We start from the raw sequence: 20585 nt of genomic DNA on the forward strand, positions 1-20585 counted from the left end.
TCGGAGCGCGCATTGTCCCGATGCGCGCTCCACCCATATCTGGAGCACGCCGTGCGAAGCCATGCGACCGCGCGGCGTCCCTTGACCGGCCGGACGTGGCTCCGACGGTCAGTGGCTCAGAACTTCATCGGCTCCGAAATGCCCGGGCATGTTCCGCGCTCCCTCGCTTGAAAGGTTCCCATCGTGATCGACCGTCTGCGCTCGCTCCTTCCGGCCCGCTGGTCGAAGTCGAAACCGGTCGTTCCCGTGGTGCGGATTCACGGGGCCATCGGCCTGTCCACGCCACTGCGGCCCGGCGTGACCATGGGCAGCCTGGCGCCGGTGCTGGACAAGGCGTTCGGCATCAAGAAGGCGCCGGCGGTGGCGGTGGTGATCAATTCGCCGGGCGGCTCGCCGGTGCAGTCCCACCTGATCTTCAAGCGCATCCGGGCGCTGGCGGAAGAGACCGGCAAGCCGGTGCTGGTCTTCGTCGAGGACGTCTGCGCTTCCGGCGGCTACATGATCGCGGCGGCCGGCGACGAGATCTACGTCGACGAGCATTCGATCGTCGGCTCCATCGGCGTGGTGTCCCAGAGCTTCGGCTTCGTCGGGCTGATCGACAAGCTCGGCATCGACCGCCGCGTCCACACCTCCGGCGACCGCAAGGCGATCCTCGATCCGTTCCAGCCGGAACGCCAGGAGGACGTCGACCATCTCCTGCATCTGCAGGAGGAGATCCACGCCGAGTTCCGCGACCTGGTGAAGGGCCGCCGGGGCGACCTGCTGAGCGACGACGGCGACCTGTTCTCCGGCCTGTTCTGGACCGGGCGCACGGCGATCGGCCTCGGCCTTGCCGACCAGGTGGGCGACGTGCGCGGGGTGGTGAAGGCGCGCTTCGGCGAGGACACCCACCTCAGGCTGATTTCGGCACCGCGGCCGCTGCCGTTCCGCCGCCCGCCTTCGGGGGTCGAGCTCAAGCTCGACGGATGGTCGGCCGACGTGCTGTCGACCATCGAGGAACGGTCGCTGTGGAGCCGCTTCGGGCTCTGAGCCGGTCCGCGGGGTGCGGCGCCGCCGGGACGAAATGTCCGCGACGAGACGCTTCCATTTGCGCCGGAAAGCCCTAGATTCCACCCATGCTGCCGGCGCGCGGGAAGGGTGCGCGCGTGCCGCGAAGGGAGTATCGCATGCCTCAGCTCGTGTTCGTGGCGCTCGCCGCCGGTGCCGCCATCTTCGGATCCCGCTGGATCAAGCGCGAAATGGCGCGCGTCGGCGCCCGCATGCAGCCCCAGCGGGCCCGCGACGATCGCGGGCCGCGCCTCGAGCAGGATCCCGCCACCGGCGTCTACCGGCCGGAGAAGTAGGACCGCGATCCGGGCGACCCGGCATCGCGCCCCGCCGGTCGCGCCAGTGGTCGAGGCGGGCCGCCCGCTGGTCTGAGCAGTCCGCCTCAACGCTTTGATTTCATTCCCATGATGCGCTGCGCTCAGCGGTAGCCGCGAATCACCTCGCCGCAATCCCGATAGATCACCATGCGCCCGTCCGGCAGCAGGTCCTGCTTCAGGTAGCAGGCCTCGTTCGCCTGGTAGGCGTCCGGCGGCCGCCGGCGGTTGGGATTGTTCGGCGTACGCGGCACGTGGGTGACCACCGGCGCTGCCGCCGTGCCCCCGCCGTAGCCGTCGCCCTTCAGCACGCCGTCCTCGATGAAGGCGTTCGGGTTGGCGCAGCCGGTGCACACGATGACGCGCTCGCCGCCGCCACCGCCGCCACCGCCCGTGCTGCCGATGCCGCCGCCCTTGCCGCCGTTGCCGTTGGTCTGGGCAACGGCGCCGCCGGCCGCCGCGAGGGCGACGACGGACACCACGAGGGCCGAGGTCATCAGGGTCGTCACTGTCGTCCGGTTCATGTCAGTCTCCCATTCCGGTTGGAGATGAAGGCGCGCCCGCAGGCTCCGTTCGCGAGCCGGAAGGCGCCGTCACCGGCGGCACGGCCGGAGCGGCGTCCGGTCCGAGCGGACCGGACAGCGCGACGACCCGGCGGGCGGACAGGGTGGCCCTGCGGGCCTTGCCGAGCACTCCGAAGATCGGAAGGCTGACGGCGTCGAATGGTCCGTTCCGGGTCATGGCTCTCCTCCGCCGCTGGTCCGTGCCGCTGGTGACGATCCGGATTTCGGCACGGCGCGGGGCCGGCGCGAGGGGGGCGGCCGGCCGGATCGGCGGGGATGTGACGGACGACACGGGCCGGCGGCCGATTGGTGACGGGCGTCACGCGCTTGACCGGAGTGCCGTGGCCTGCCTACCGTGCCGCCGCCTTCGCGAGGGCCGGCCGGCCGGTCCCGCGCTCCCCGTATCCGACCGATCCTCCGCGATCGCCGGCGCCCCGTGCGGCGCCCCAACCGTTCGAAGTTTCCGATGACCGAGACCGCCGACCCGCTTTCGCCGAAGACCTCGTTCCAGGGGCTGATCCTGACGCTGCAGCGCTTCTGGGCGGGCCAGGGGTGCGTGGTGCTGCAGCCCTACGACATGGAGGTGGGGGCGGGCACCTTCCATCCGGCCACGACGCTCAGGGCGCTGGGGCCGCGGCCCTGGAAGGCCGCCTACGTGCAGCCGTCCAGGCGGCCGACCGACGGGCGCTACGGCGAGAACCCCAACCGGCTGCAGCACTATTACCAGTTCCAGGTGCTGCTGAAGCCGAGCCCGGCGAACCTGCAGGAGCTCTACCTGGAGAGCCTGCGCGAGATCGGCATCGACATGGGCCTGCACGACGTGCGCTTCGTCGAGGACGACTGGGAGAGCCCGACGCTGGGCGCCTGGGGGCTCGGCTGGGAATGCTGGTGCGACGGCATGGAGGTGTCGCAGTTCACCTACTTCCAGCAGGTGGCGGGCTTCGAGTGCGCGCCGGTGGCGGGCGAGCTCACCTACGGGCTGGAGCGGCTGGCCATGTACGTGCAGGGCGTCGACAACGTCTACAACCTGAACTTCAACGGCCGCGAGGGCGCCGAGCGGGTGAACTACGGCGACGTGTTCCTGCAGGCCGAGCAGGAATATTCCCGCCACAACTTCGAGCACGCCAACACCGACACGCTGCTGCAGCACTTCCGCGACGCCGAGGCCGAGTGCCACGCGCTGGTGGAAGCTGGCTGGACGGGCGAGGGCGACAACCGCCGCCACCTGATGGCCCAGCCGGCCTACGACCAGTGCATCAAGGCGAGCCACATCTTCAACCTCTTGGACGCGCGCGGCGTGATCTCGGTGACCGAGCGCCAGAGCTACATCCTGCGGGTGCGCCAGCTTGCCCGCGCCTGCGGCGAGGCGTGGCTGGCGACCGCGTCGGGCGGCGCGGAGCCGGTCGCGGCCTGAGCCGAAAGACAGGCGGGCGCGGCCCCGCTCTGGCGGGCCGCGCGGCGCATCGTCGTGGCCGGCGGGCTCAGTCGTCGGTGAGGGTCCAGACGGGGGCCGGGCGATCCGTCGAGGCGCGCGGCCCTTGGGCCAGCGAGGCGAGCGGCGCGGCGGCCGCGAGGATGGCCATCGCCAGGACCAGGCAGACGACCTGGGGCAGTTTCGCGGACATGGTGACGTCCTCCACAACGATCGCCCTGGGACCTGAGGTCTCGGGCGTCATCCCGGTTTAGGTCCGCCGCTGCAATCGATCTGTGTCGCGGATCACATTTTGTCGCTCCCGCGCCGGCTGGAGGGTCAGGGCGCCTCGGAGGGGCGCTCGCGGGTGACCACCGGGGCCAGCCCGTCGACCAGGGCGTCGAAGACGGCGCGGCAGCGGGCGCTGGTCCTCAGGTCCTCGTGCATCACCACCCAGACATCCAGGTCGACCGTGAAGCGGTCGGCGAGCACGCGCACCAGGGCGGGGTCGCGGGCGGCGATGGGCACCTGGCAGACGCCGATGCCGAAGCCGGCCCGGATCGCCGCCAGCTGCGCCACGTCGCTGTCGGTGCGCAGCGCGAATCGGGACCGCGACAGGGCGGGGAAGCGGGCGACGACCGCGCGGATGGCCGGCGTTTCGGCGTCGTAGCCGATCAGGTCGTGGCGGCCGAGATCGTCGAACGTCTCCGGCACGCCACGCCGGTCGAGATAGTCGCGCCGCGCATGCATCCCCACCGGGATGGTGCCGAGCCGGCGGGCGACGAGGGCCTGCTGGGCCGGCTGCACCATCCGCACCGCCACGTCCGCCCTGCGCCGGGACAGGTCGTCGACGGCGTTGGACAGCATCAGCTCCAGGGTCAGACCCGGATAGGCGCGGCGCAGGCCGGCGAGGATCGGCGGCAGGTGCTCCATGCCGACGACCTCGCTGGCGCTGATCCGCACGGTGCCCTCGACCACGCCGGGCCGGCCGGTCGCGGTCCGCACCAGCGCGTCGGCGGAGGCGGCGAGCGAGTCCACGTAGGGACGCAGCTGCAGCGCCGCGTCGGTGGGCGACAGCCCGCGCTGGGTGCGCACGAACAGATCCGCGCCGATCGCCGCCTCGAGCGCGTCGATGTGGCGGGAGACGGTCGGCTGGGTGAGCCCCAGGCTGCGTGCCGCCGCCGACAGGGAGCCCTCGCGCAGCACCGCGCCGAAGGTCCGGTAGATATCCCAGCTCGGATCCGTGTTCATCGATTTCCGTATAGCGTCGCCACGGATTTCGACAATAGCGTTGAATCCCGGCAGGCGCGATATCAGCCGCATCACACCGATGGAGGTTGTCATGACACGCGACATCGCACTGGTTCTGGGCGCGACCGGGGGCATCGGCGGCGCGGTCGCCACGCGGCTGGCCGCCGCCGGCTGGCAGGTAAAGGCGCTTCACCGCAATCCGGGCGGGCTCGCCAACCGGCGCCAGTTCGACTGGATCGCCGGCGACGCCATGAACGCCGACGACGTGGCGGCGGCGGCGCGCGGCGCCAGCCTGATCGTCCACGCGGTCAACCCGCCGGGCTACCGCAACTGGGGCCGGCTGGTGCTGCCGATGCTGGACAACACGATCGCCGCGGCGCGCCGCGAGGGCGCCCGCATCGTGCTGCCGGGCACCGTCTACAACTACGGCCCCGACGTGCTGGACGCCGCGGCGATCGCGGAGGACGCGCCGCAGAACCCGGTCACCCGCAAGGGCCGCATCCGGGTGGAGATGGAACGCCGCCTGGAGGCCGCGGCGCGGGCCGGCACCGCGCGCACGCTGATCGTCCGCTGCGGCGACTATTTCGGCCCGAACGCCCGCAACAACTGGTTCGGCCAGGCGCTGGTGACGCCCGGCCGGGTGCCGGAGCGGATCGTCACCCCTGGCCGGCCCGGCGTCGGACACCAGTGGGCCTACCTGCCCGACGTGGCGGACACCATGGTGCGGCTGCTGGCCACGCAAGGGCTCGACGATTTCGCCCGCTTCCACATGGAGGGCGTCTGGGACGCCGACGGACGGCAGATGGCCGAGGCGATCCGCTGGGTGCTCGACCGCCCCGACCTGCCGCTGAAGCGGTTCCCGTGGCGGCTGGTGCGGCTCGCCTCGCCCGCCGTGCCGCTGTTCCGGGAGCTCGCCGAGATGCGCTATCTCTGGGAGCGGCCGGTGCGGATGGGCAACGACCGGCTGGTGGCGACGCTGGGCGCGGAACCCCGGACACCGATCGACGCGGCGGTCCGCGCCACGCTCGCCGGCCTCGGCTGTCTGGAGGAGGCGCCCGGGGCCGCCGCTTCGGTCCCCGCCTGAACGCTCTTCGCCGGGCGGGCGGGGGGCGGCGCGCGACAGCGTCGCGTCTGCCGCCTCTGGCCTCGGACGCCAACTCGGTTTATGTCCGCTGCGAATATCCGGCAGTGCCCACCGGTCCCCGTTTTCGTCCCGAGCCCGAGCGTCCGCGTCCTCATGCCCGAACTCCTGCTTGAACTCTTCTCCGAGGAAATTCCCGCGCGCATGCAGCGCCGTGCCGCCGACGACCTGAAGGCGCTGGTGACCAACGGCCTGGTCGAGGCCGGCCTCGTCTACGAGGGCGCCATGGCGACCGCCACGCCGCGGCGGCTCTGCCTGCACGTGATGGGCGTGCCCGGCCGCTCGCCGGAGCGCACGGAGCTGCGCAAGGGGCCGCGCGTCGGCTCGCCGGAGAAGGCGCTGGAGGGCTTCCTGCGCGCCGCCGGCCTCGCCTCCATCGACGACGCGGAGATCGTCACCGACCCGAAGAAGGGCGACTTCTACCAGGCGACGATCGTGACGCCCGGCCAGGATGCGGCCGCCGTGCTGACCGAGCTGCTGCCCGAGGTGGTGCGCAAGTTCCCGTGGCCGAAATCGATGCGCTGGGGGGCGGCGTCGACCGAGCCCGGCGCGCTGCGCTGGGTGCGGCCGCTGCATTCCATCGTCTGCACGTTCGGGCCGGAGACGGAAGAGCCGGAGATCGTCCGCTTCGAGGTCGGCGGCATCGCATCCGGCGACGAGACGCGCGGCCACCGCTTCCTGGCGCCGGCGCCGTTCAAGGTCCGCCGGATGGACGACTACGTGGCGAAGCTTGCGGCCGCCAAGGTCGTGCTCGACCTCGACCGCCGCAAGCAGATGATCGTCCACGACGCCCGGGACCGGGCGCTGGCGCTGAACCTGGAGCTGGTCGAGGACGAGGGGCTGCTGGAGGAGGTGGCCGGGCTGGTGGAATGGCCGGTGGTGCTGGTCGGCCGCTTCGACGAACAGTTCCTGGCGCTGCCGGACGAGGTGATCCGCCTCACCATCCGCGAGAACCAGAAGTGCTTCGTGATGCGCGACCCGAAGACGGGCCGGCTCGCCGACGCCTTCGTTCTGACCGCCAACATCGAGGCGAGCGACGGCGGCGCGGCCATCGTCGCCGGCAACCAGCGCGTCGTGCGGGCGCGGCTGTCGGACGCGGAGTTCTTCTGGAAGACCGACCTGAAAACGCCGCTCGCCGACCACGCGAAGAAGCTCGCCTCGGTGACCTTCCACGAGAAGCTGGGGTCCCAGGCGGAACGGGTCGAGCGCATCGCCGCGCTGGCGAAGGCGCTGGCGCCGATGGTGGGCGCCGATCCGGACGCCGCCGAGACCGCCGCGCGCCTCGCCAAGGCCGATCTGGTCACCGGCATGGTCGGCGAGTTCCCGGAGCTGCAGGGCTATGTCGGCCGGCGCTACGCCGAGGCGCAGGGCGTCGATCCGGCGATCGCCGCCGCCATCGAGGAGCACTACAAGCCGGCCGGACCGTCCGACGGCGTGCCCACCGCGCCGGTCTCCATCGCCGTGGCGCTCGCCGACAAGCTCGACCTTCTGGTGTCGTTCTGGGCCATCGACGAGAAGCCGACCGGGTCGAAGGACCCGTTCGCGCTCAGGCGTGCGGCGCTGGGCGTGATCCGGATTGTGCTGGAGAATGGGCTAGAGTTGCAACAGGCCGACATAGTGCATCGACATATGGTCATTGTTCAGTTGGCAGTTGAGAGACAGAAAGTTATCGATCTTGGCTCTTCCGCTTACAATCTATACGCGGCTGGTGGTCTTGATATGAAGGAAATTGAGTCGGTAATAGAGAAAATTTTACCTGATGCTGATGATAAGTTCTATGGTGAGGCGCGGATTAAGGCTGATGATCTACTTATCTTCTTTATCGATCGACTGAAGAATCAACTCCGCGACCAAAAGGCTCGGCACGATTTGGTGGATGCGGTTCTAGCTTCCGAAGACGGCTTCGCAGACTTGCTGGTGATGGTTCGCCGCATCGAGGCGCTGTCGGCGTTCCTGGCGAGCGAGGACGGCGCGAACCTCTTGTCCGGCTACAAGCGCGCCGCCAACATCCTGCGCGCCGAGGCGAAGAAGGACGGCCGGTCGTTCGACGGCGAACCCGATCCGGCGCTGCTGACGGAGCCCGAGGAAAAGGCGCTGTTCGCGGCCATCGCTCCGGCCCGCGAGAAGGCCACCGCCGCCGTCGCAGCGGAAGATTTCGCCGGTGCCATGGAAGCCCTTGCGGGCCTGCGCCCGCCTGTCGACGCGTTCTTCGACAGGATCCTCGTCAACGCCGACGACCCGGCGCTGCGCGAGAACCGGCTGAAGCTGCTCAGCGCCATCCCGGCGGCAACAGCGGCGGTTGCGGACTTTTCCAAGATCGCGGGGTAGGGCGCGGGGTCTTTCCGCGCTCGTGCGGGACGCTTCGGCAGGTCCCGCCCTGTTCGGTCTGATCACCGGCTCGGTGCCCGCTCGCCCTGGATTCCAGCCTTCGCTGGAATGAGCGGAGATCTTGGCGGCGCCGGTGCGCCGACCCAAGGCCAGGAATTCCGGCGTCGATCCGGGGCCAGGCATTCCGGCTTCGGCCGGGGACCAGCCGTGGGGGAGACGCCTCCGGTTACGGATCCCGACTTTCGGCGGGATGGCGGAGAACTTGGCGGCGCCGGTCGCCGACCTTTGGCGCGGTTGTGCGGGGTCGGCGGCGGGGTCTGTTCCCGGTCGCCCGGAGCCTTCGGCAGGCCCGCCGTATTCGGCCGGATGGGGTTCTCCTGCGAGCGCTCCATAGTCCGCTCATTCCCGCGAAGGCGGGAATCCAGGGCCCCAGACCGCGGTCACGGTTCAGTCTGATGACAGGCTCTCGCCGTCACAACCGCTCATGCTCGCGCATTCCGGAATGCCATTGCGGCTTCGCAGCCTTTTCCGCCTGGAGGGAGAGGCATCCGCCCAAGCCGCCGGTCGCGATCAACACCGCGCCTTGATCACCGGGACTGTGCCGTGCCGCCCTGGACTCCCGCCTTCGCGGGAATGAGCGGAGATCCTGGCGGCGCCGGGGCCGGTCTTGCGCGGTATGCGGAGCGGCGGGAGGCGGGGTCTGTTCCCGGTGGTCAGGATCCCTTCGGCAGGCCCGCCGTATTCGGCCGGATGGGGTTCTCGTGCGAGCGCTCCATAGTCCGCTCATTCCCGCGAAAGCGGGAATCCAGGGCCCCAGACCGCGGTCACGGTTCAGTCTGATGACAGGCTCTCGCGGTTACAACCGCTCATACTCGCGCATTCCGGAATCCCATTGCGGCTTCGCAGCCTTTTCCGCCTGGAGGGAGATGCGTCCGCCTATGCCGCTGGTCCGGATCAGCACCACGCCCTGATCACCGGCTCTGTGCCGAGCCGCCCTGGATTCCCGCTTTCGCGGGAATGAGCGGAGAAGGGGGCGGCGCCCGGGCCCCCGACCAATCCGCATCCTTCGGCCTCATGGGTTTCTCCGACGGCTCGGTCGACGTTCCGCTCATGACAGCGAGGGCTGGAATCCCGTTGCGGCCGCGCCACTTTTTCCGCCTGAAGGGGAGATGCGCCCGCCTATGCCGCTGGTCCGGATCAGCACGGCGCCTCGATCACCGGCTCCGTGCCCGCTCGCCCTGGATTCCAGCCTTCGCTGGAATGAGCGGAGATCTTGGCGGCGCTGGTGCCCGGCCCGGGGCCTGGTATCCGGCGTCGACCCGGGGCCAGGCATTCCGGCTTCGGCCGGGACCAGCCGTGGGGGAGGCGCCTCCGGTGCCGGATCCTGGCCCGAAATGGCAGGGGTGGCGTCGGCGCCCCGACCTTTCAGCTGAAAAGGCCCCCGTCGGCGCCGATGCTGTCGTCCAACAGCGTCTCGGATGCGATGGACGCCTTCTGCAGCCTGGGCGGCGACCAGGCAAGCCGTTTGCCTTCGGCGGGTAACTGGTCGGCGCGTTTGTCGTCGGTCTTCTGCATGGCCCTTCTCCCCGGTCCGAACTGCGCGTGTCGCGCACCTGGAGCGGGACTTTAGCTCCAGGTGATCCACGTTGGAAATGGGGCATGTGCCGGGACGCGTTGCAGGGGCAAGGCGGCCCCTCCGGTCAACCGCCACCTGGCGTTTCACCGGCAAAATGCCGGATGAGCGGCGAAGCGCGTCCCCTGTAGCCTGCCGGCAGAACCAACCAGGCCGGCGACAGACCGGCCGCACCGGAACAGGGGATCCCACATGGCCCGTCTGCGCCACATCGCCATCGTCGTCCGCGACCTCGAGGCGATGACCGAGTTCTACAAACAGGTGTTCGAGCTGGAGTATGTCGGGGCCGAGACCATCGGCACCGGAACGGCGAACTACCTCACCGACGGCGTCGTCAACCTGGCGCTCCTGCATTTCACCGACAAGACGGGCGAGGAGCTGGACCGGATGGCCGGGCTCAACCATTTCGGCGTGCAGGTCGACGACGTGGCGGAGTACGAGCGGCGGGTCGAGGCGGCGGGCGGGAAATTCTTCTTCGAGCTCGCGGGCTCCAAGCAGGGCAACTCCGAGCGCAAGTACAAGGACCCGGAGGGCGTCGTGTTCGACATCTCCGCCCACGGCTGGGTCGGCACCGACGGGCGCGTCGAGGCGGCGGAGTAGGAGGCGTCCGGCGGGGCTGGCCCGGGGCACGCGGGGGGGCCGCGCGGGCGACGCGGGGCGGCCCGTGGTCCGGGCGACCCCAGGGCCAGGGGCCCGGCCATCCTGACCGCGCTCGACCCGGGGCGATGGCGCATCCGTCGATCGACTGCCGAGCCGCGCTCGCGTGCGGGTCGACGGGCCCTCGGACCGTGCCGATCCCCGGGCGGTGCGCCGAAAGCGGGACCGCGGCGCCGTGAGTCCGGCACGCCGGGCTAGAACTTTCGTCCTCAACGCATTGACACTGAAAGCGAAACGCGGTGAACGACCTGCCGCCTTGCGCCGCGCGCCTAGCCACCCCCGTCGCAAAGCGGCTATCCTCGTCGCAATCGAAACAGCGACGGCGAGGCGGCCCGACATGACGCTCCTGACCACGGCCGAAGAGATCTCCGACATCGCCTTCGGCTTCATGGGGTCGAAGGCGCTGTTCGCGGCGCTGCACTTCGGCGTGTTCACGCACCTTGCCGAGGGACCGATGACGGCGGAGGAGCTGGGCAAGGCGGCCGGGCTGCCGGCGGAGCGGGCGCGGACGCTGCTCACCGCCGTCGCGTCGCTGGGACTGGTTTCGGTCGACGACGAGCGCTTCGCCAATGCGCCGGCGGCGGAGTCCTTCCTGGTTCAGGGTGCCCGCCACGACTTCGGCGACTATCTGCGCCTGCAGGTCGACCGCCAGATGTACGGCCTGCTCGACCAGATCGAGCCGGCGCTGGCGAACCGCCTGCCGGAGGACGCAACCGGCAGCTACGCGGAGTGGTTCGACGACCCGGAGCAGGCGCGGATCTATTCGGAGAGCCAGCACGCCGGCTCGCTCGGCCCGGCGCGCGGCCTCGCCAAGATCGTCGACCTGACGGCTGCGCAGACGCTGCTGGACGTGGGCGGCGGCACCGGCGCCTACGCGATCACGCTGTGCAACGCCTGGCCGGAGCTGACCGCCACCGTGGTGGATTTCCCCAACGTCGCCGCCATCGGCCGGGAGTACGTGGCGGAAGCCGGCCTCACAGACCGGATCGCGTACGTGGAGGGCGACGCGCTGGTGACCGGATGGCCGGAGGGCCAGGACGCGCTGCTGATGTCGTACCTGTTCTCCGGCGTGCCGGGCGACGCCCACGAGGGGCTGATCGCCCGGGCCTTTCAGACGCTTGCGCCCGGCGGGCTGATGATGCTGCACGATTTCGTGGTCTCCGCCGACCGCACCGGCCCGAAGCTGGCGGCGCTCTGGCAGCTCCAGCACACGGCGTTCACGCCGACGGCGCGCAGCCTCGACGCGGCGACGCTGGCCGACATGCTGACGGCGGCCGGCTTTGCGGACGTCTCGGTGGGCGAGATGATCCCGGGGCTGACCATGCTGGCGACCGGCCGCAAGCCCGGCTGAGGCGCGCGGGGCACCGCGGACGGAACCGGCGATTCGCCGGTTCCCGTTTGACGTCAGAGGCTTGCGTCAAAACCCTTCGAGCACGATCTTGCCGCGCGCCGTGCCGCTTTCGAGCTTCGCGTGGGCGGCCTTGAGGGTGGCGGCGGTGATCGGCCCGAGGCTCTCGGTCATCGTGGTGCGGATGCGGCCGCTGTCGACCAGCCCGGACACCTCGTCGAGCAGCGCCCGCTGGGCGGCCATGTCCGCGGTCTGGAACATCGACCGGGTGAACATGTACTCCCAGTGGATCGACACCGACTTGGGCATGAAGGCGGCGAGCGGAATGTCGCCCGAGCGGTCGATCATGCCGAAGCGGCCCTGGGGCGCGATCAGCTTTGCGATCGCCTCGGCGTGCTTGCCGGTCTGGTTGGTGGAGAACACGAAGGCCGGCGCGCCGATGCCCAGCGCCGCGACCTCGGCGTCGAGGGGGTTGGAATGGTCGACGACGTGGTGGGCGCCAAGCTCGCGCACCCAGGCCTGGGTCTCCGGCCGCGAGGCGGTGGCGATGACGGTGAGGCCGGTCATGGCACGCAGGATCTGGATGGCGATCGAGCCGACGCCACCGGCGCCGCCGACGACCAGGACGGCGTTGGCGGCCCCCGGCACGGCCCGGCGCACGTCGAGGCGGTCGAACAGCATCTCCCAGGCGGTGATGGCCGTCAGCGGCAGGGCGGCCGCCTCGGCCATGGTGAGGCTCGCCGGCTTGCGGCCGACGATGCGCTCGTCGACCAGGTGAAACTCGGCGTTGGTGCCCTGGCGGACCACCGAGCCGGCGTAGAAGACGTCGTCGCCGACCCGGTAGCCCTCGACATCGTCGCCGACGGCGGCCACCGTGCCGGCCGCGTCGTAGCCGAGCACGCGGACGGGCACGTCGATGGGCGCGATGCCGGCGCGCACCTTGGTGTCGACCGGATTGACCGACACCGCCTTCACCTCGACCAGCAGGTCGCGGCCGGACGGCGCCGGCCGGTCAAGGGTGACGTCGACGAGGGCATCGTCGCGGTCGATCGGTCCAGGCTCGCGAAACCCGACAGCCTTCATCTCGTCTCTCCCCGTTTTATGGTTTTGCACCCGCGCCGCGCCGGCGCCGGCCGATGGTCAGCCGATCCGTTTCATCAGGACGGCGAAGCGGGTGAGGCCTTCCGGCCAGGGGCCGTGGCCGCTTTCGTTGTTGAGGTGGCCGGCGTCGCCCGCGTCGACGAGCTCGGAGCCCCAGCTTGCGGCGAAATCCTCGGCGCGCTCGTAGGAGCAGTACGGGTCGGTCCGGCTCGCCACCATGAGGGAGGGAAACGGCAGCGGATCGCGCGGCAGCGGCGCGTAGGCCCTGGTCGCCTCCGGCATGTCGTCGCGCTCCAGGTCAGGCACGCCCACCAGGAACGCGCCGGCGACGCCGGGCAGCGACGTTTCGGCCGCCGCATGCACGGCGAGCGCCACGCCGAGCGAGTGGGCGATCAGCACCACGGGGCGCTTCGCCTCGGCCACCGCCGTGACCAGCGCGTGGGTCCAGCCGGCGCGGTCGGGCGCGTCCATGTCGTCGAGCGCGACGCGCCGGGCGCTCGTCAGCTGGGTCTCCCAGCGGGAATACCAGTGCTCCGGCGTGCCGCCGCCAAGGCCCGGAAGGATCAGCAGTTCGGCATCGGACGTCTTCATGCGGTGGCCCCGTCGGTGCCGAACACCCGGTCGAAGATGGTGTCGACGTGGGCGAGATGATGGTCGAGATCGAAGAGCGCGTCGATCTCGTCGGGCGAGAGCTTCGCGGCGACGTCCTTGTCGGCCTTCAGGAGCGCCTTGAAGTCGCCGCCCTGCTGCCAGACCGGCATCGCGTTGCGCTGGACCATCCGGTAGGATTCCTCGCGCGACACGCCCGCCTGGGTGAGCGCCAGCAGCACGCGCTGGGAGTGGACGAGGCCGCCGAGCTTGTCGAGGTTGGCCTGCATGCGGTCCGGATAGATCAGCAGCTTGTCGATCATGCCGGTGAGGCGGGCCAGCGCGAAGTCCAGCGTCACGGTGGCGTCCGGGCCGATCATCCGCTCAACGGAAGAGTGCGAGATGTCGCGCTCGTGCCAGAGCGCCACGTTCTCCATGGCGGGCAGGGCGTAGGCGCGCACCATGCGGGCAAGCCCGGTGAGGTTTTCCGACAGGACAGGGTTGCGCTTGTGGGGCATCGCCGACGAGCCCTTCTGGCCCTCGGAGAAGTACTCCTCCGCCTCCAGCACCTCGGTGCGCTGCAGGTGGCGGACCTCGGTGGCGAGCCGCTCCACCGACGAGGCGACGACGGCGAGCGTGGCGAAGAAGGCGGCGTGGCGATCGCGCGGGATCACCTGGGTGGAGACCGGCTCCGGCGTCAGCCCGAGCCTCTCGGCGACGTGCGCCTCGACGTTCGGCGAGATGTTGGCGAAGGTGCCGACGGCGCCGGAGATCGCGCAGGTGGCGACCTCCTCGCGGGCGACCTCCATGCGCCTGCGGCAGCGGGCAAACTCCGCATAGGCCTGGGCGAGCTTGAGGCCGAAGGTGGTCGGCTCGGCGTGGATGCCGTGGCTGCGGCCGATGGTCGGCGTGTACTTGTGCTCGAAGGCGCGGCGCCTGATGGCGGCAAGCAGCTGGTCGAGATCCTCGATCAGCATGTCGGCGGCGCGCACCAGCTGCACGTTGAAGCAGGTGTCCAGCACGTCGGAGGAGGTCATGCCCTGGTGGACGAAGCGCGCCTCGGGGCCGACGATCTCGGCGAGATGCGTCAGGAAGGCGATGACGTCGTGCTTCACCTCGCGCTCGACCTCGTCGATGCGGTCGACGTCGAAGGTGGCGTTGCCGGCGCGCTCCCAGATGGTGGCGACGGCCTCCTTCGGGATCACCCCTTCCTCGGCCTGGGCCTCGGCCGCGTAGGCCTCGATCTCGAACCAGATGCGGAACTTCGTCTCCGGCGACCAGATCGCGGCCATGGCGGGGCGGGAATAGCGGGGGATCATCGTTTGGTGCGCTCCGAGGGGGAAGGAGGCTCGCCCATAGCAAAGCCCGCGCCCCGCGACAATCGGCGCGGCGCATGCGTGATCCGCAGGCGGCCCGGCGGTTTCGTGAGCAGCTGCGGCTAACCGGCTGATGCAGATCGGCTAATGGCCGATTGTGCCGGAACGTGCGCAGGTGCGCGCGGCGCCGGCCCGCCTTGCGGGACCGGGGCGAGTTGCGCACTATCGGCGCAAGCCCCGATTGCACGGGGCGCGCGGCAAGCGACCCGGGAGGACAGGAATGACGGAGCGCGCGGACATCGTCGTGCTCGGGGCCGGCATCGTCGGCGTCTCGACGGCCCTGCATCTCCTGATGCGCGGCCGGGACGTGCTGCTCATCGACCGGCGCGAGCCCGGCGAGGAGACCTCCTACGGCAACGCCGGCGTGGTGGAGCGCGAAGGCCTGGTGCCGGTGATGTTCCCGCGCGGCTTCGCCAAGCTGCTGCCGTTCGCCCTCAACCGCAGCGTCGCGGCGCACTACCGCGCCCGCGACCTGCCGAAGTTCGCCGGCTGGCTCGCCGGCCTGCGGGCAAATTCCACACCTGAGCGGGTCGACCGCTACACCGCCGCCTCCAACGCGCTGAGCCGGGAGGCCGCCGCCGAGCATCACGCGCTGGCGCGCGCGGCCGGCGCGGAGAGCTATTTCCGCAAGACCGGCTGGCTGCGCTGCTACCGGACCGGTGAGAGCTTCGCCGCCGCTCAGGCCGCGCACCTGACGCGCGCCAAGCAGCTTGGGCTGCCGTTCGACATCCTGACCGCCGAGGAGGTCGCCGAGATCGAGCCGCACCTGACGCCGGAGTTCCACCGGGCGGTGCTGTGGCCGGAAACCGAGAGCGTGTCCAGCCCGGGCCGGGTGACCAAGGCCTACGCCGCCCATTTCCTCGGCAGCGGCGGCCGGTTCCTGCTCCAGGAGGCCCGGGCCATCCGGGCGCTGCCGAAGGGCTACGAGGTGGCCACCGACGGCGGCACCGTACATGCCGGCCAGGTGGTGGTGGCGCTGGGCCCGTGGGGCGCCGACCTCGTCCGGCCGCTCGGCTATACCCTGCCGCTGATGCCCAAGCGCGGCTACCACCGGCACTACCGGCCGCGCGGCAACGCCAGCCTCGCGCGGCCCGTCGTCGACATGGACAACGGCTTCGTCATCACGCCGATGGTGGACGGGATCCGCCTGACCACGGGAATCGAGTTCGCCGACCGGGATGCCCCACCGAGCCCGGTGCAACTGGCCCGGGCCGAGCCGATCGCGCGCCGCCTGTTCCCGCTCGGCGAGCCGGTGGAGGCGACGCCGTGGATGGGCTCGCGTCCGTGCTTCCCGGATTCGCTGCCGGCCATCGGCCAGGCGCCGCAGCACGAGGGGCTGTGGTTCAATTTCGGCCACGGCCATCTGGGCTTCACCCAGGGCCCGGCGTCGGGCCGGCTGATCGCCGAGCTGATGACCTGGACCCGGCCGCTGGTCGATCCCTTGCCCTATTCGCCGAAGCGGTTCGGATAGGTCTTGGGTTTTTTTCCCCTCACGCCGGGTTCGCTACGCTCACCGGCTCCGGGAGGGCGGCCTGACCGGCCGGCGCGCGGTCGCGCGCTGATCGGAGACTTACGGACAGCCTCGCGCTAGGCATCTCGCCGCGCGCTTCAATCCTCGCGGATCGGGAGGGCGGGGGTGTCCTTCACGGTGGCGATGACGATGCGCGACTGGACGTCGGAGACGAGGTCGTTGTTGAGCAGCTTCAGGCGCAGGAAATCGTCGTAGTCCTTGATGTCGTCGGCGACGATCTTCAGCAGGTAGTCGACGGCGCCGGTGATGCGCTCGCAGATCACCACCTCGGGCCAGCGGTTCACCATCCGGTCGAACTCCTCCATGTTGTCCCGGCTCGGGATGGAGAGCTTCACGAACGAATAGGACGCGAACGACAGGCCGACCTTTTCCCGGTCGACCAGCGCGGCGATCTGGCGGACGACGCCGCTGTCCTTCAGCTTCTTGATGCGCCGCCAGCAGGGGGTCTGGCTCATTCCGGCCTGGCGCGCGATCTCGGCGATGGAGAGCGATGCGTCGCGCTGCAGAATGCGCAGGACACGGATGTCCGCCGGGTCGAGGTGGGTTCTTCCGGCACTGGCCTTCATTCCGGATCAATCTTCCTGTTTTATCGCGCTTCGGTGTCACGATAGCAGAGAAATTCCCTCCCAAGAGAACAAACTCTCCACCAAGGGGAGCCCGTCTCCCGTCCGCGAGCGGTCGGCCGCGCGTTGCAACCTTGCCGGGGACAGGCCGCCGGCAGGTCCAGGCAACCAAGGCCGATCGACCGCGTTATCTCTTTTGAAGACGCCGGGAGGCCTCATGACCGCGCAACCGACCAGCATCACCCTGCAGGACAAGTACAGGTTGGAGCGTGGCACCGTCTACCTGACGGGGATCCAGGCGCTTTTGCGGATCGGCATCGACCAGATCCGTGCCGACCGGGCCCACGGCCACAAGACCGGCGGCTTCTATTCGGGCTATCGCGGCTCGCCGCTCGGCGGCCTCGACCAGAACCTCGGCCGCGAGAAGAAGCTCCTCGACGAGCACGACATCGTCTTCAAGCCCGGCGTGAACGAGGAACTCGGCGCGACGGCCGTCTGGGGCACCCAGAAGGTCGGGCTGCACGGGCAGGGCTCCACCCACGAGGGCGTGTTCGGCATCTGGTACGGCAAGGCGCCGGGCGTCGACCGGGCCAGCGACGCGCTGAAGCAGGCGAACGCCAGCGGCACCGCGGCGCTCGGCGGCTGCCTGGCGCTGTGCGGCGACGACCACCTCGCCAAGTCGTCGATCCTGCCGGCCCAGAGCGAGTTCTCGCTCCTCAATTTCGAGATGCCCGGCCTCAACCCCGCCGATCTGCAGGACGTGCTCGACTACGGGCTGCACGGCCTCGCCATGTCGCGCTTCTCCGGCCTGTGGACGGGGATCCTCTGCCTCGCCGACACGATGGATTCCTCCGGCCTCGTCACCGTCGATCCGGAACGGCTGGCGATCGTCACCCCCGACGAGCACGATCCGCGCCGCGAGGCCGACGTGAACCGCGTGCTGCTGCTGAAGAACCGGCTGGAGACGGAGCGGGTGCTGCGCGAGCACAAGATCCCCGCCGCCCAGGCCTATGTGCGGGCGAGCGGCCTGGACAAGGTGGCGTTCGGCTCGCACCGGCCGCGCTACGGCATCGTGACGACGGGCAAGGCCTACCGCGACCTGCGCCAGGCGTTCGAGCTGATGGGCATCGACGAGCAGGTGGCGCGCCGCATCGGGCTCGCGGTCTTCAAGGTCGCGATGCCGTGGCCGCTGGAGCCGACGCGGATCGCGGCGTTCGCCCGCGGCCTCGACCGGCTGATGGTGGTGGAGCACAAGCGCGCCTTCATGGAGCCGCAGATCAAGGAATTGCTCTACGGCTGGCCGGAGCACCAGCGGCCGCGCATCTGGGGCAAGAAGACGCCGGACGGCGCGCCATTCCTGTCGGACCTCCTGGAACTGCAGATGCAGGAGATCATCGAGGCGATCCTCGGCTTCGTGCCCGAGGTGCAGGAGGACGGCGCCATGCGCGAGGTCGCCGAACGCCTGGTGATGCGCTCCGCCTGGGCCGGCGGCCACGCCGAGAAGGCCCAGCGGAGCGCCTACTTCTGCGCCGGCTGCCCGCATTCCTCGTCGACGGTGGTGCCGGAGGGCGCCCGCGCCCAGCCCGGCATCGGCTGCCACGCGATGACGGAGATCAACGGCCGCACGACGGACGGCCAGATCGCCATGGGCGGCGAAGGCGTGCTGTGGGTCGGACAGGAGCCGTTCTCCAACGACCGGCACATGTTCGTGAACCTTGGCGACGGGACCTATTACCATTCCGGCATCCTGGCCATTCGCCAGGCCGTTTCGGCAAACGTTCCAATCACCTACAAGATCCTCTTCAACGACGCCGTCGCCATGACCGGCGGCCAGGCCTTCGACGGACCGCTGTCGGTGCCGCAGATCTCCCGCCAGCTGGCGGCCGAGGGCGTCGAGAAGATCGTCGTGCTGTCCGAGCGCCCCCACCTCTACGAGGGCGAGAAGGGGCTGGCGCCGAACACGCCGGTGCTCGATCGCGGCGAGATCATGAACGTGCAGACCGAGCTGGCGCAGTATCCCGGCGTCTCGGCGATCATCTTCGACCAGACGTGTGCTGCCGAGAAGCGCCGCCGCCGCAAGAAGGGCGGCTACGAGGACCCGGACAAGCGGCTGTTCATCAACCCGCGCGTCTGCGAGGGCTGCGGCGACTGCTCGGTGCAGTCGAACTGCATCGCGGTGGAGCCGCTGGACACCGAATTCGGCCAGAAGCGCCGCATCAACCAGTCGAGCTGCAACAAGGACTTCTCCTGCGTGAAGGGCTTCTGCCCGTCCTTCGTGTGGGTGGAAGGGGCCGAACTGGTCACCGCCGAGGACGCCCACATCGACATCGACGCGATGGTGGCCAAGCTGACGGCGCCGCGCCCGGACGTGCCGACCGCCACCCGCAACCTGCTGATCGCCGGCATCGGCGGCCTGGGCGTCACCACCGTCGGCGCGGTGCTGGCCATGGCCGGCCACATCGACGGCCTCAACGTCTCGACCCTCGACGTCACCGGGCTCGCCCAGAAGAACGGGCCGGTGACCTCGCACGTGCGCTTCGCGCCGAAAGGGCGCGACATCGAGGGCGCCCGCATCCCGACCGCCAGCCTCGACGTGCTGCTGGCCGCCGACATGCTGGTCGCCTGCAGCGCCGACGTGCTCAGCCTCGCCGATTTCGGCCGCACCTCCACCGTCGCCAACACCCATGTGGCGCCGACGGCGGAGTTCGTCATGAAGCAGACGCTCTCCTACGAGGAGGCGCGCCTGAAGAAGACGCTGGAGGAGGGCAGCCGCGCCTATACCGCCGTCGACGCCGCCGACCTGGCCGAACGGCTGATGGGCGATGCGCTGTTCACCAACATGATGCTGGCCGGCGCCGCTTGGCAGCGCGGCGAGATCCCGCTGTCGTTCGAGGCGATCGAGACGGCGATCCGGCTGAACGGCGCCGCCGTGGAGAAGAACCTCAAGGCGTTCGCCGTGGGGCGTGTCGCCGCCGCCGACCCGTCGGCGCTGACGGCGGCGCTGCCGAAGGAGGAGCACCCGGAGGAAGAGACGCTGGACGAGCGGATCGCGCTGCTTTCCGACGAGCTCGTCGCCTATCAGGGCCGCGGCTACGCCCGCCGCTTCCGCGATCTGGTCGGCCGCGTGCAGGCGGCCGACGCGGAGACGGGCCAGGGCACCATGCGGCTCACCCGGACCGTGGCGGAAAACCTCTACAAGGTGATGGCCTACAAGGACGAATACGAGGTGGCGCGGCTCTATTCCGAGCCGGCGTTCCGGGCGCGCCTGAAGGACACCTTCCACGACCACAAGCGCCTGACGGTGATGCTGGCGCCGCCGATGCTCACCGGCACCGACCCGGCGACCGGACGCCCGAAGAAGCGGGCGTTCGGGCCGTGGGTGTTCAAGGCGTTCGGCGTGCTGGCGGGGCTGAAGGGCCTGCGCGGCACCGTGCTCGACCCGTTCGGCTACACGAGCGAACGCCGGGCCGAGCGCGATCTGGTCAAGCGCTACCGGGCCGACGTGGAGACGATCCTCACGCGGATCGGCGAGGCGAACTACGGGCTGCTGGTGGAAATCGCGCGGGTGCCGGACCTGGTCCGCGGCTACGGGCCGGTCAAGCAGGCGAACTTCGCGGTCGCCGACCGCAAGCGCGAGGGGCTGCTGGCGCAGCTCGACGGCGGCGCGGCCGGCGGCCCCGATGCCCCAGCCGCCCGCCACCGGCTGCTGGAGGCGGCGGAGTAGGCGGTCCGT

At 70.3% G+C, this 20585-nt stretch carries 18 protein-coding genes; 9 read left to right on the plus strand and 9 right to left on the minus strand.

Annotated features, from left to right (window positions below):
* Positions 1–183 precede the first annotated feature (183 nt).
* Together ACSSVZ_RS09280 and ACSSVZ_RS09285 are read left to right on the plus strand one after the other, a co-directional pair.
* Positions 184–1029, plus strand: a complete 846-nt coding sequence (locus ACSSVZ_RS09280) for a S49 family peptidase (protein ID WP_453969528.1) — start codon at positions 184–186, stop codon at positions 1027–1029.
* 137 nt (positions 1030–1166) lie between these two features.
* The gene (locus ACSSVZ_RS09285) at positions 1167–1343 is read left to right on the plus strand and encodes a hypothetical protein (protein ID WP_453969529.1); all 177 of its coding nucleotides are present in this window, start codon (positions 1167–1169) and stop codon (positions 1341–1343) included.
* 122 nt (positions 1344–1465) lie between these two features.
* Here ACSSVZ_RS09285 and ACSSVZ_RS09290 read toward each other — a convergent pair whose 3' ends face one another.
* Together ACSSVZ_RS09290 and ACSSVZ_RS09295 are read right to left on the minus strand one after the other, a co-directional pair.
* A complete protein-coding gene (locus ACSSVZ_RS09290; protein WP_453969530.1) occupies positions 1466–1885 on the minus strand; it encodes a hypothetical protein in 420 nt (139 codons plus the stop codon).
* A gap of 1 nt (position 1886) precedes the next feature.
* The gene (locus ACSSVZ_RS09295; protein WP_453969531.1) at positions 1887–2102 is read right to left on the minus strand and encodes a hypothetical protein; all 216 of its coding nucleotides are present in this window, start codon (positions 2100–2102) and stop codon (positions 1887–1889) included.
* Between the two features lie 288 nt (positions 2103–2390).
* Here ACSSVZ_RS09295 and ACSSVZ_RS09300 point away from each other — a divergent pair, with 288 nt between their 5' ends.
* A complete protein-coding gene (locus ACSSVZ_RS09300) occupies positions 2391–3338 on the plus strand; it encodes a glycine--tRNA ligase subunit alpha (protein ID WP_453969532.1) in 948 nt (315 codons plus the stop codon).
* A gap of 67 nt (positions 3339–3405) precedes the next feature.
* Here ACSSVZ_RS09300 and ACSSVZ_RS09305 read toward each other — a convergent pair whose 3' ends face one another.
* Positions 3406–3549, minus strand: coding sequence for a hypothetical protein (locus ACSSVZ_RS09305; RefSeq protein WP_453969533.1), 144 nt, complete (start codon positions 3547–3549; stop codon positions 3406–3408).
* Positions 3550–3674: 125 nt separating this feature from the next.
* Complete coding sequence (locus tag ACSSVZ_RS09310; protein WP_453969534.1) at positions 3675–4586, minus strand: LysR family transcriptional regulator; 912 nt, start codon at positions 4584–4586, stop codon at positions 3675–3677.
* A gap of 91 nt (positions 4587–4677) precedes the next feature.
* Between ACSSVZ_RS09310 and ACSSVZ_RS09315 the strand changes: the two genes are divergently transcribed.
* A complete protein-coding gene (locus ACSSVZ_RS09315; RefSeq protein WP_453969535.1) occupies positions 4678–5670 on the plus strand; it encodes an NAD-dependent epimerase/dehydratase family protein in 993 nt (330 codons plus the stop codon).
* 153 nt (positions 5671–5823) lie between these two features.
* Positions 5824–8055, plus strand: a complete 2232-nt coding sequence (glyS, locus tag ACSSVZ_RS09320; RefSeq protein ID WP_453969536.1) for a glycine--tRNA ligase subunit beta — start codon at positions 5824–5826, stop codon at positions 8053–8055.
* Positions 8056–9480: 1425 nt separating this feature from the next.
* Here the strand turns inward: glyS and ACSSVZ_RS09325 are convergent.
* On the minus strand, positions 9481–9630 hold the full coding sequence (locus tag ACSSVZ_RS09325; RefSeq protein WP_453969537.1) for a hypothetical protein: 150 nt from the start codon (positions 9628–9630) through the stop codon (positions 9481–9483).
* Between the two features lie 250 nt (positions 9631–9880).
* On the opposite strand from ACSSVZ_RS09325, the gene ACSSVZ_RS09330 reads away from it, so the two are divergent.
* A complete protein-coding gene (locus tag ACSSVZ_RS09330; RefSeq protein ID WP_453969538.1) occupies positions 9881–10288 on the plus strand; it encodes a VOC family protein in 408 nt (135 codons plus the stop codon).
* Positions 10289–10682: 394 nt separating this feature from the next.
* Positions 10683–11696 (plus strand): methyltransferase, encoded by a 1014-nt coding sequence (locus tag ACSSVZ_RS09335; RefSeq protein WP_453969539.1) that lies wholly within the window; start codon positions 10683–10685, stop codon positions 11694–11696.
* Positions 11697–11762: 66 nt separating this feature from the next.
* On the opposite strand, the gene ACSSVZ_RS09340 is transcribed toward ACSSVZ_RS09335, so the two are convergent.
* Genes ACSSVZ_RS09340 through purB form a run of 3 tightly spaced genes read right to left on the minus strand, consistent with a single transcriptional unit; the run spans position 11763 to position 14701 of the window.
* Positions 11763–12776 (minus strand): zinc-binding alcohol dehydrogenase family protein, encoded by a 1014-nt coding sequence (locus tag ACSSVZ_RS09340; RefSeq protein WP_453969540.1) that lies wholly within the window; start codon positions 12774–12776, stop codon positions 11763–11765.
* A 57-nt stretch (positions 12777–12833) separates the two neighbouring features.
* The gene (locus tag ACSSVZ_RS09345; RefSeq protein ID WP_453969541.1) at positions 12834–13385 is read right to left on the minus strand and encodes an RBBP9/YdeN family alpha/beta hydrolase; all 552 of its coding nucleotides are present in this window, start codon (positions 13383–13385) and stop codon (positions 12834–12836) included.
* The gene (gene purB, locus ACSSVZ_RS09350) at positions 13382–14701 is read right to left on the minus strand and encodes an adenylosuccinate lyase (protein WP_453969542.1); all 1320 of its coding nucleotides are present in this window, start codon (positions 14699–14701) and stop codon (positions 13382–13384) included. The genes ACSSVZ_RS09345 and purB overlap by 4 nt, the downstream gene beginning before the upstream one ends.
* 277 nt (positions 14702–14978) lie before the next feature.
* Here purB and ACSSVZ_RS09355 point away from each other — a divergent pair, with 277 nt between their 5' ends.
* Entirely contained in the window at positions 14979–16229 is a 1251-nt protein-coding gene (locus ACSSVZ_RS09355) for an NAD(P)/FAD-dependent oxidoreductase (RefSeq protein ID WP_453969543.1), read from the plus strand.
* Positions 16230–16366: 137 nt separating this feature from the next.
* Here ACSSVZ_RS09355 and ACSSVZ_RS09360 read toward each other — a convergent pair whose 3' ends face one another.
* A complete protein-coding gene (locus tag ACSSVZ_RS09360) occupies positions 16367–16855 on the minus strand; it encodes an Lrp/AsnC family transcriptional regulator (RefSeq protein WP_453969544.1) in 489 nt (162 codons plus the stop codon).
* Between the two features lie 214 nt (positions 16856–17069).
* Between ACSSVZ_RS09360 and ACSSVZ_RS09365 the strand changes: the two genes are divergently transcribed.
* Positions 17070–20576 (plus strand): indolepyruvate ferredoxin oxidoreductase family protein, encoded by a 3507-nt coding sequence (locus ACSSVZ_RS09365; RefSeq protein ID WP_453969545.1) that lies wholly within the window; start codon positions 17070–17072, stop codon positions 20574–20576.
* The last annotated feature ends 9 nt before the right edge of the window (positions 20577–20585 follow it).

It is taken from the genome of Amorphus sp. MBR-141, from assembly GCF_053628695.1.

Coding starts and splice junctions, on each gene's coding strand:
- ACSSVZ_RS09285 (WP_453969529.1), top strand. CDS start 1,167: ATGCCTCAGCTCGTGTTCGTGGCGCTCGCCGCCGGTGCCGCCATCTTC.
- ACSSVZ_RS09290 (WP_453969530.1), bottom strand. CDS start 1,885: ATGAACCGGACGACAGTGACGACCCTGATGACCTCGGCCCTCGTGGTG.
- ACSSVZ_RS09295 (WP_453969531.1), bottom strand. CDS start 2,102: ATGACCCGGAACGGACCATTCGACGCCGTCAGCCTTCCGATCTTCGGA.
- ACSSVZ_RS09300 (WP_453969532.1), top strand. CDS start 2,391: ATGACCGAGACCGCCGACCCGCTTTCGCCGAAGACCTCGTTCCAGGGG.
- ACSSVZ_RS09305 (WP_453969533.1), bottom strand. CDS start 3,549: ATGTCCGCGAAACTGCCCCAGGTCGTCTGCCTGGTCCTGGCGATGGCC.
- ACSSVZ_RS09310 (WP_453969534.1), bottom strand. CDS start 4,586: ATGAACACGGATCCGAGCTGGGATATCTACCGGACCTTCGGCGCGGTG.
- ACSSVZ_RS09315 (WP_453969535.1), top strand. CDS start 4,678: ATGACACGCGACATCGCACTGGTTCTGGGCGCGACCGGGGGCATCGGC.
- glyS (WP_453969536.1), top strand. CDS start 5,824: ATGCCCGAACTCCTGCTTGAACTCTTCTCCGAGGAAATTCCCGCGCGC.
- ACSSVZ_RS09325 (WP_453969537.1), bottom strand. CDS start 9,630: ATGCAGAAGACCGACGACAAACGCGCCGACCAGTTACCCGCCGAAGGC.
- ACSSVZ_RS09330 (WP_453969538.1), top strand. CDS start 9,881: ATGGCCCGTCTGCGCCACATCGCCATCGTCGTCCGCGACCTCGAGGCG.
- ACSSVZ_RS09335 (WP_453969539.1), top strand. CDS start 10,683: ATGACGCTCCTGACCACGGCCGAAGAGATCTCCGACATCGCCTTCGGC.
- ACSSVZ_RS09340 (WP_453969540.1), bottom strand. CDS start 12,776: ATGAAGGCTGTCGGGTTTCGCGAGCCTGGACCGATCGACCGCGACGAT.
- ACSSVZ_RS09345 (WP_453969541.1), bottom strand. CDS start 13,385: ATGAAGACGTCCGATGCCGAACTGCTGATCCTTCCGGGCCTTGGCGGC.
- purB (WP_453969542.1), bottom strand. CDS start 14,701: ATGATCCCCCGCTATTCCCGCCCCGCCATGGCCGCGATCTGGTCGCCG.
- ACSSVZ_RS09355 (WP_453969543.1), top strand. CDS start 14,979: ATGACGGAGCGCGCGGACATCGTCGTGCTCGGGGCCGGCATCGTCGGC.
- ACSSVZ_RS09360 (WP_453969544.1), bottom strand. CDS start 16,855: ATGAAGGCCAGTGCCGGAAGAACCCACCTCGACCCGGCGGACATCCGT.
- ACSSVZ_RS09365 (WP_453969545.1), top strand. CDS start 17,070: ATGACCGCGCAACCGACCAGCATCACCCTGCAGGACAAGTACAGGTTG.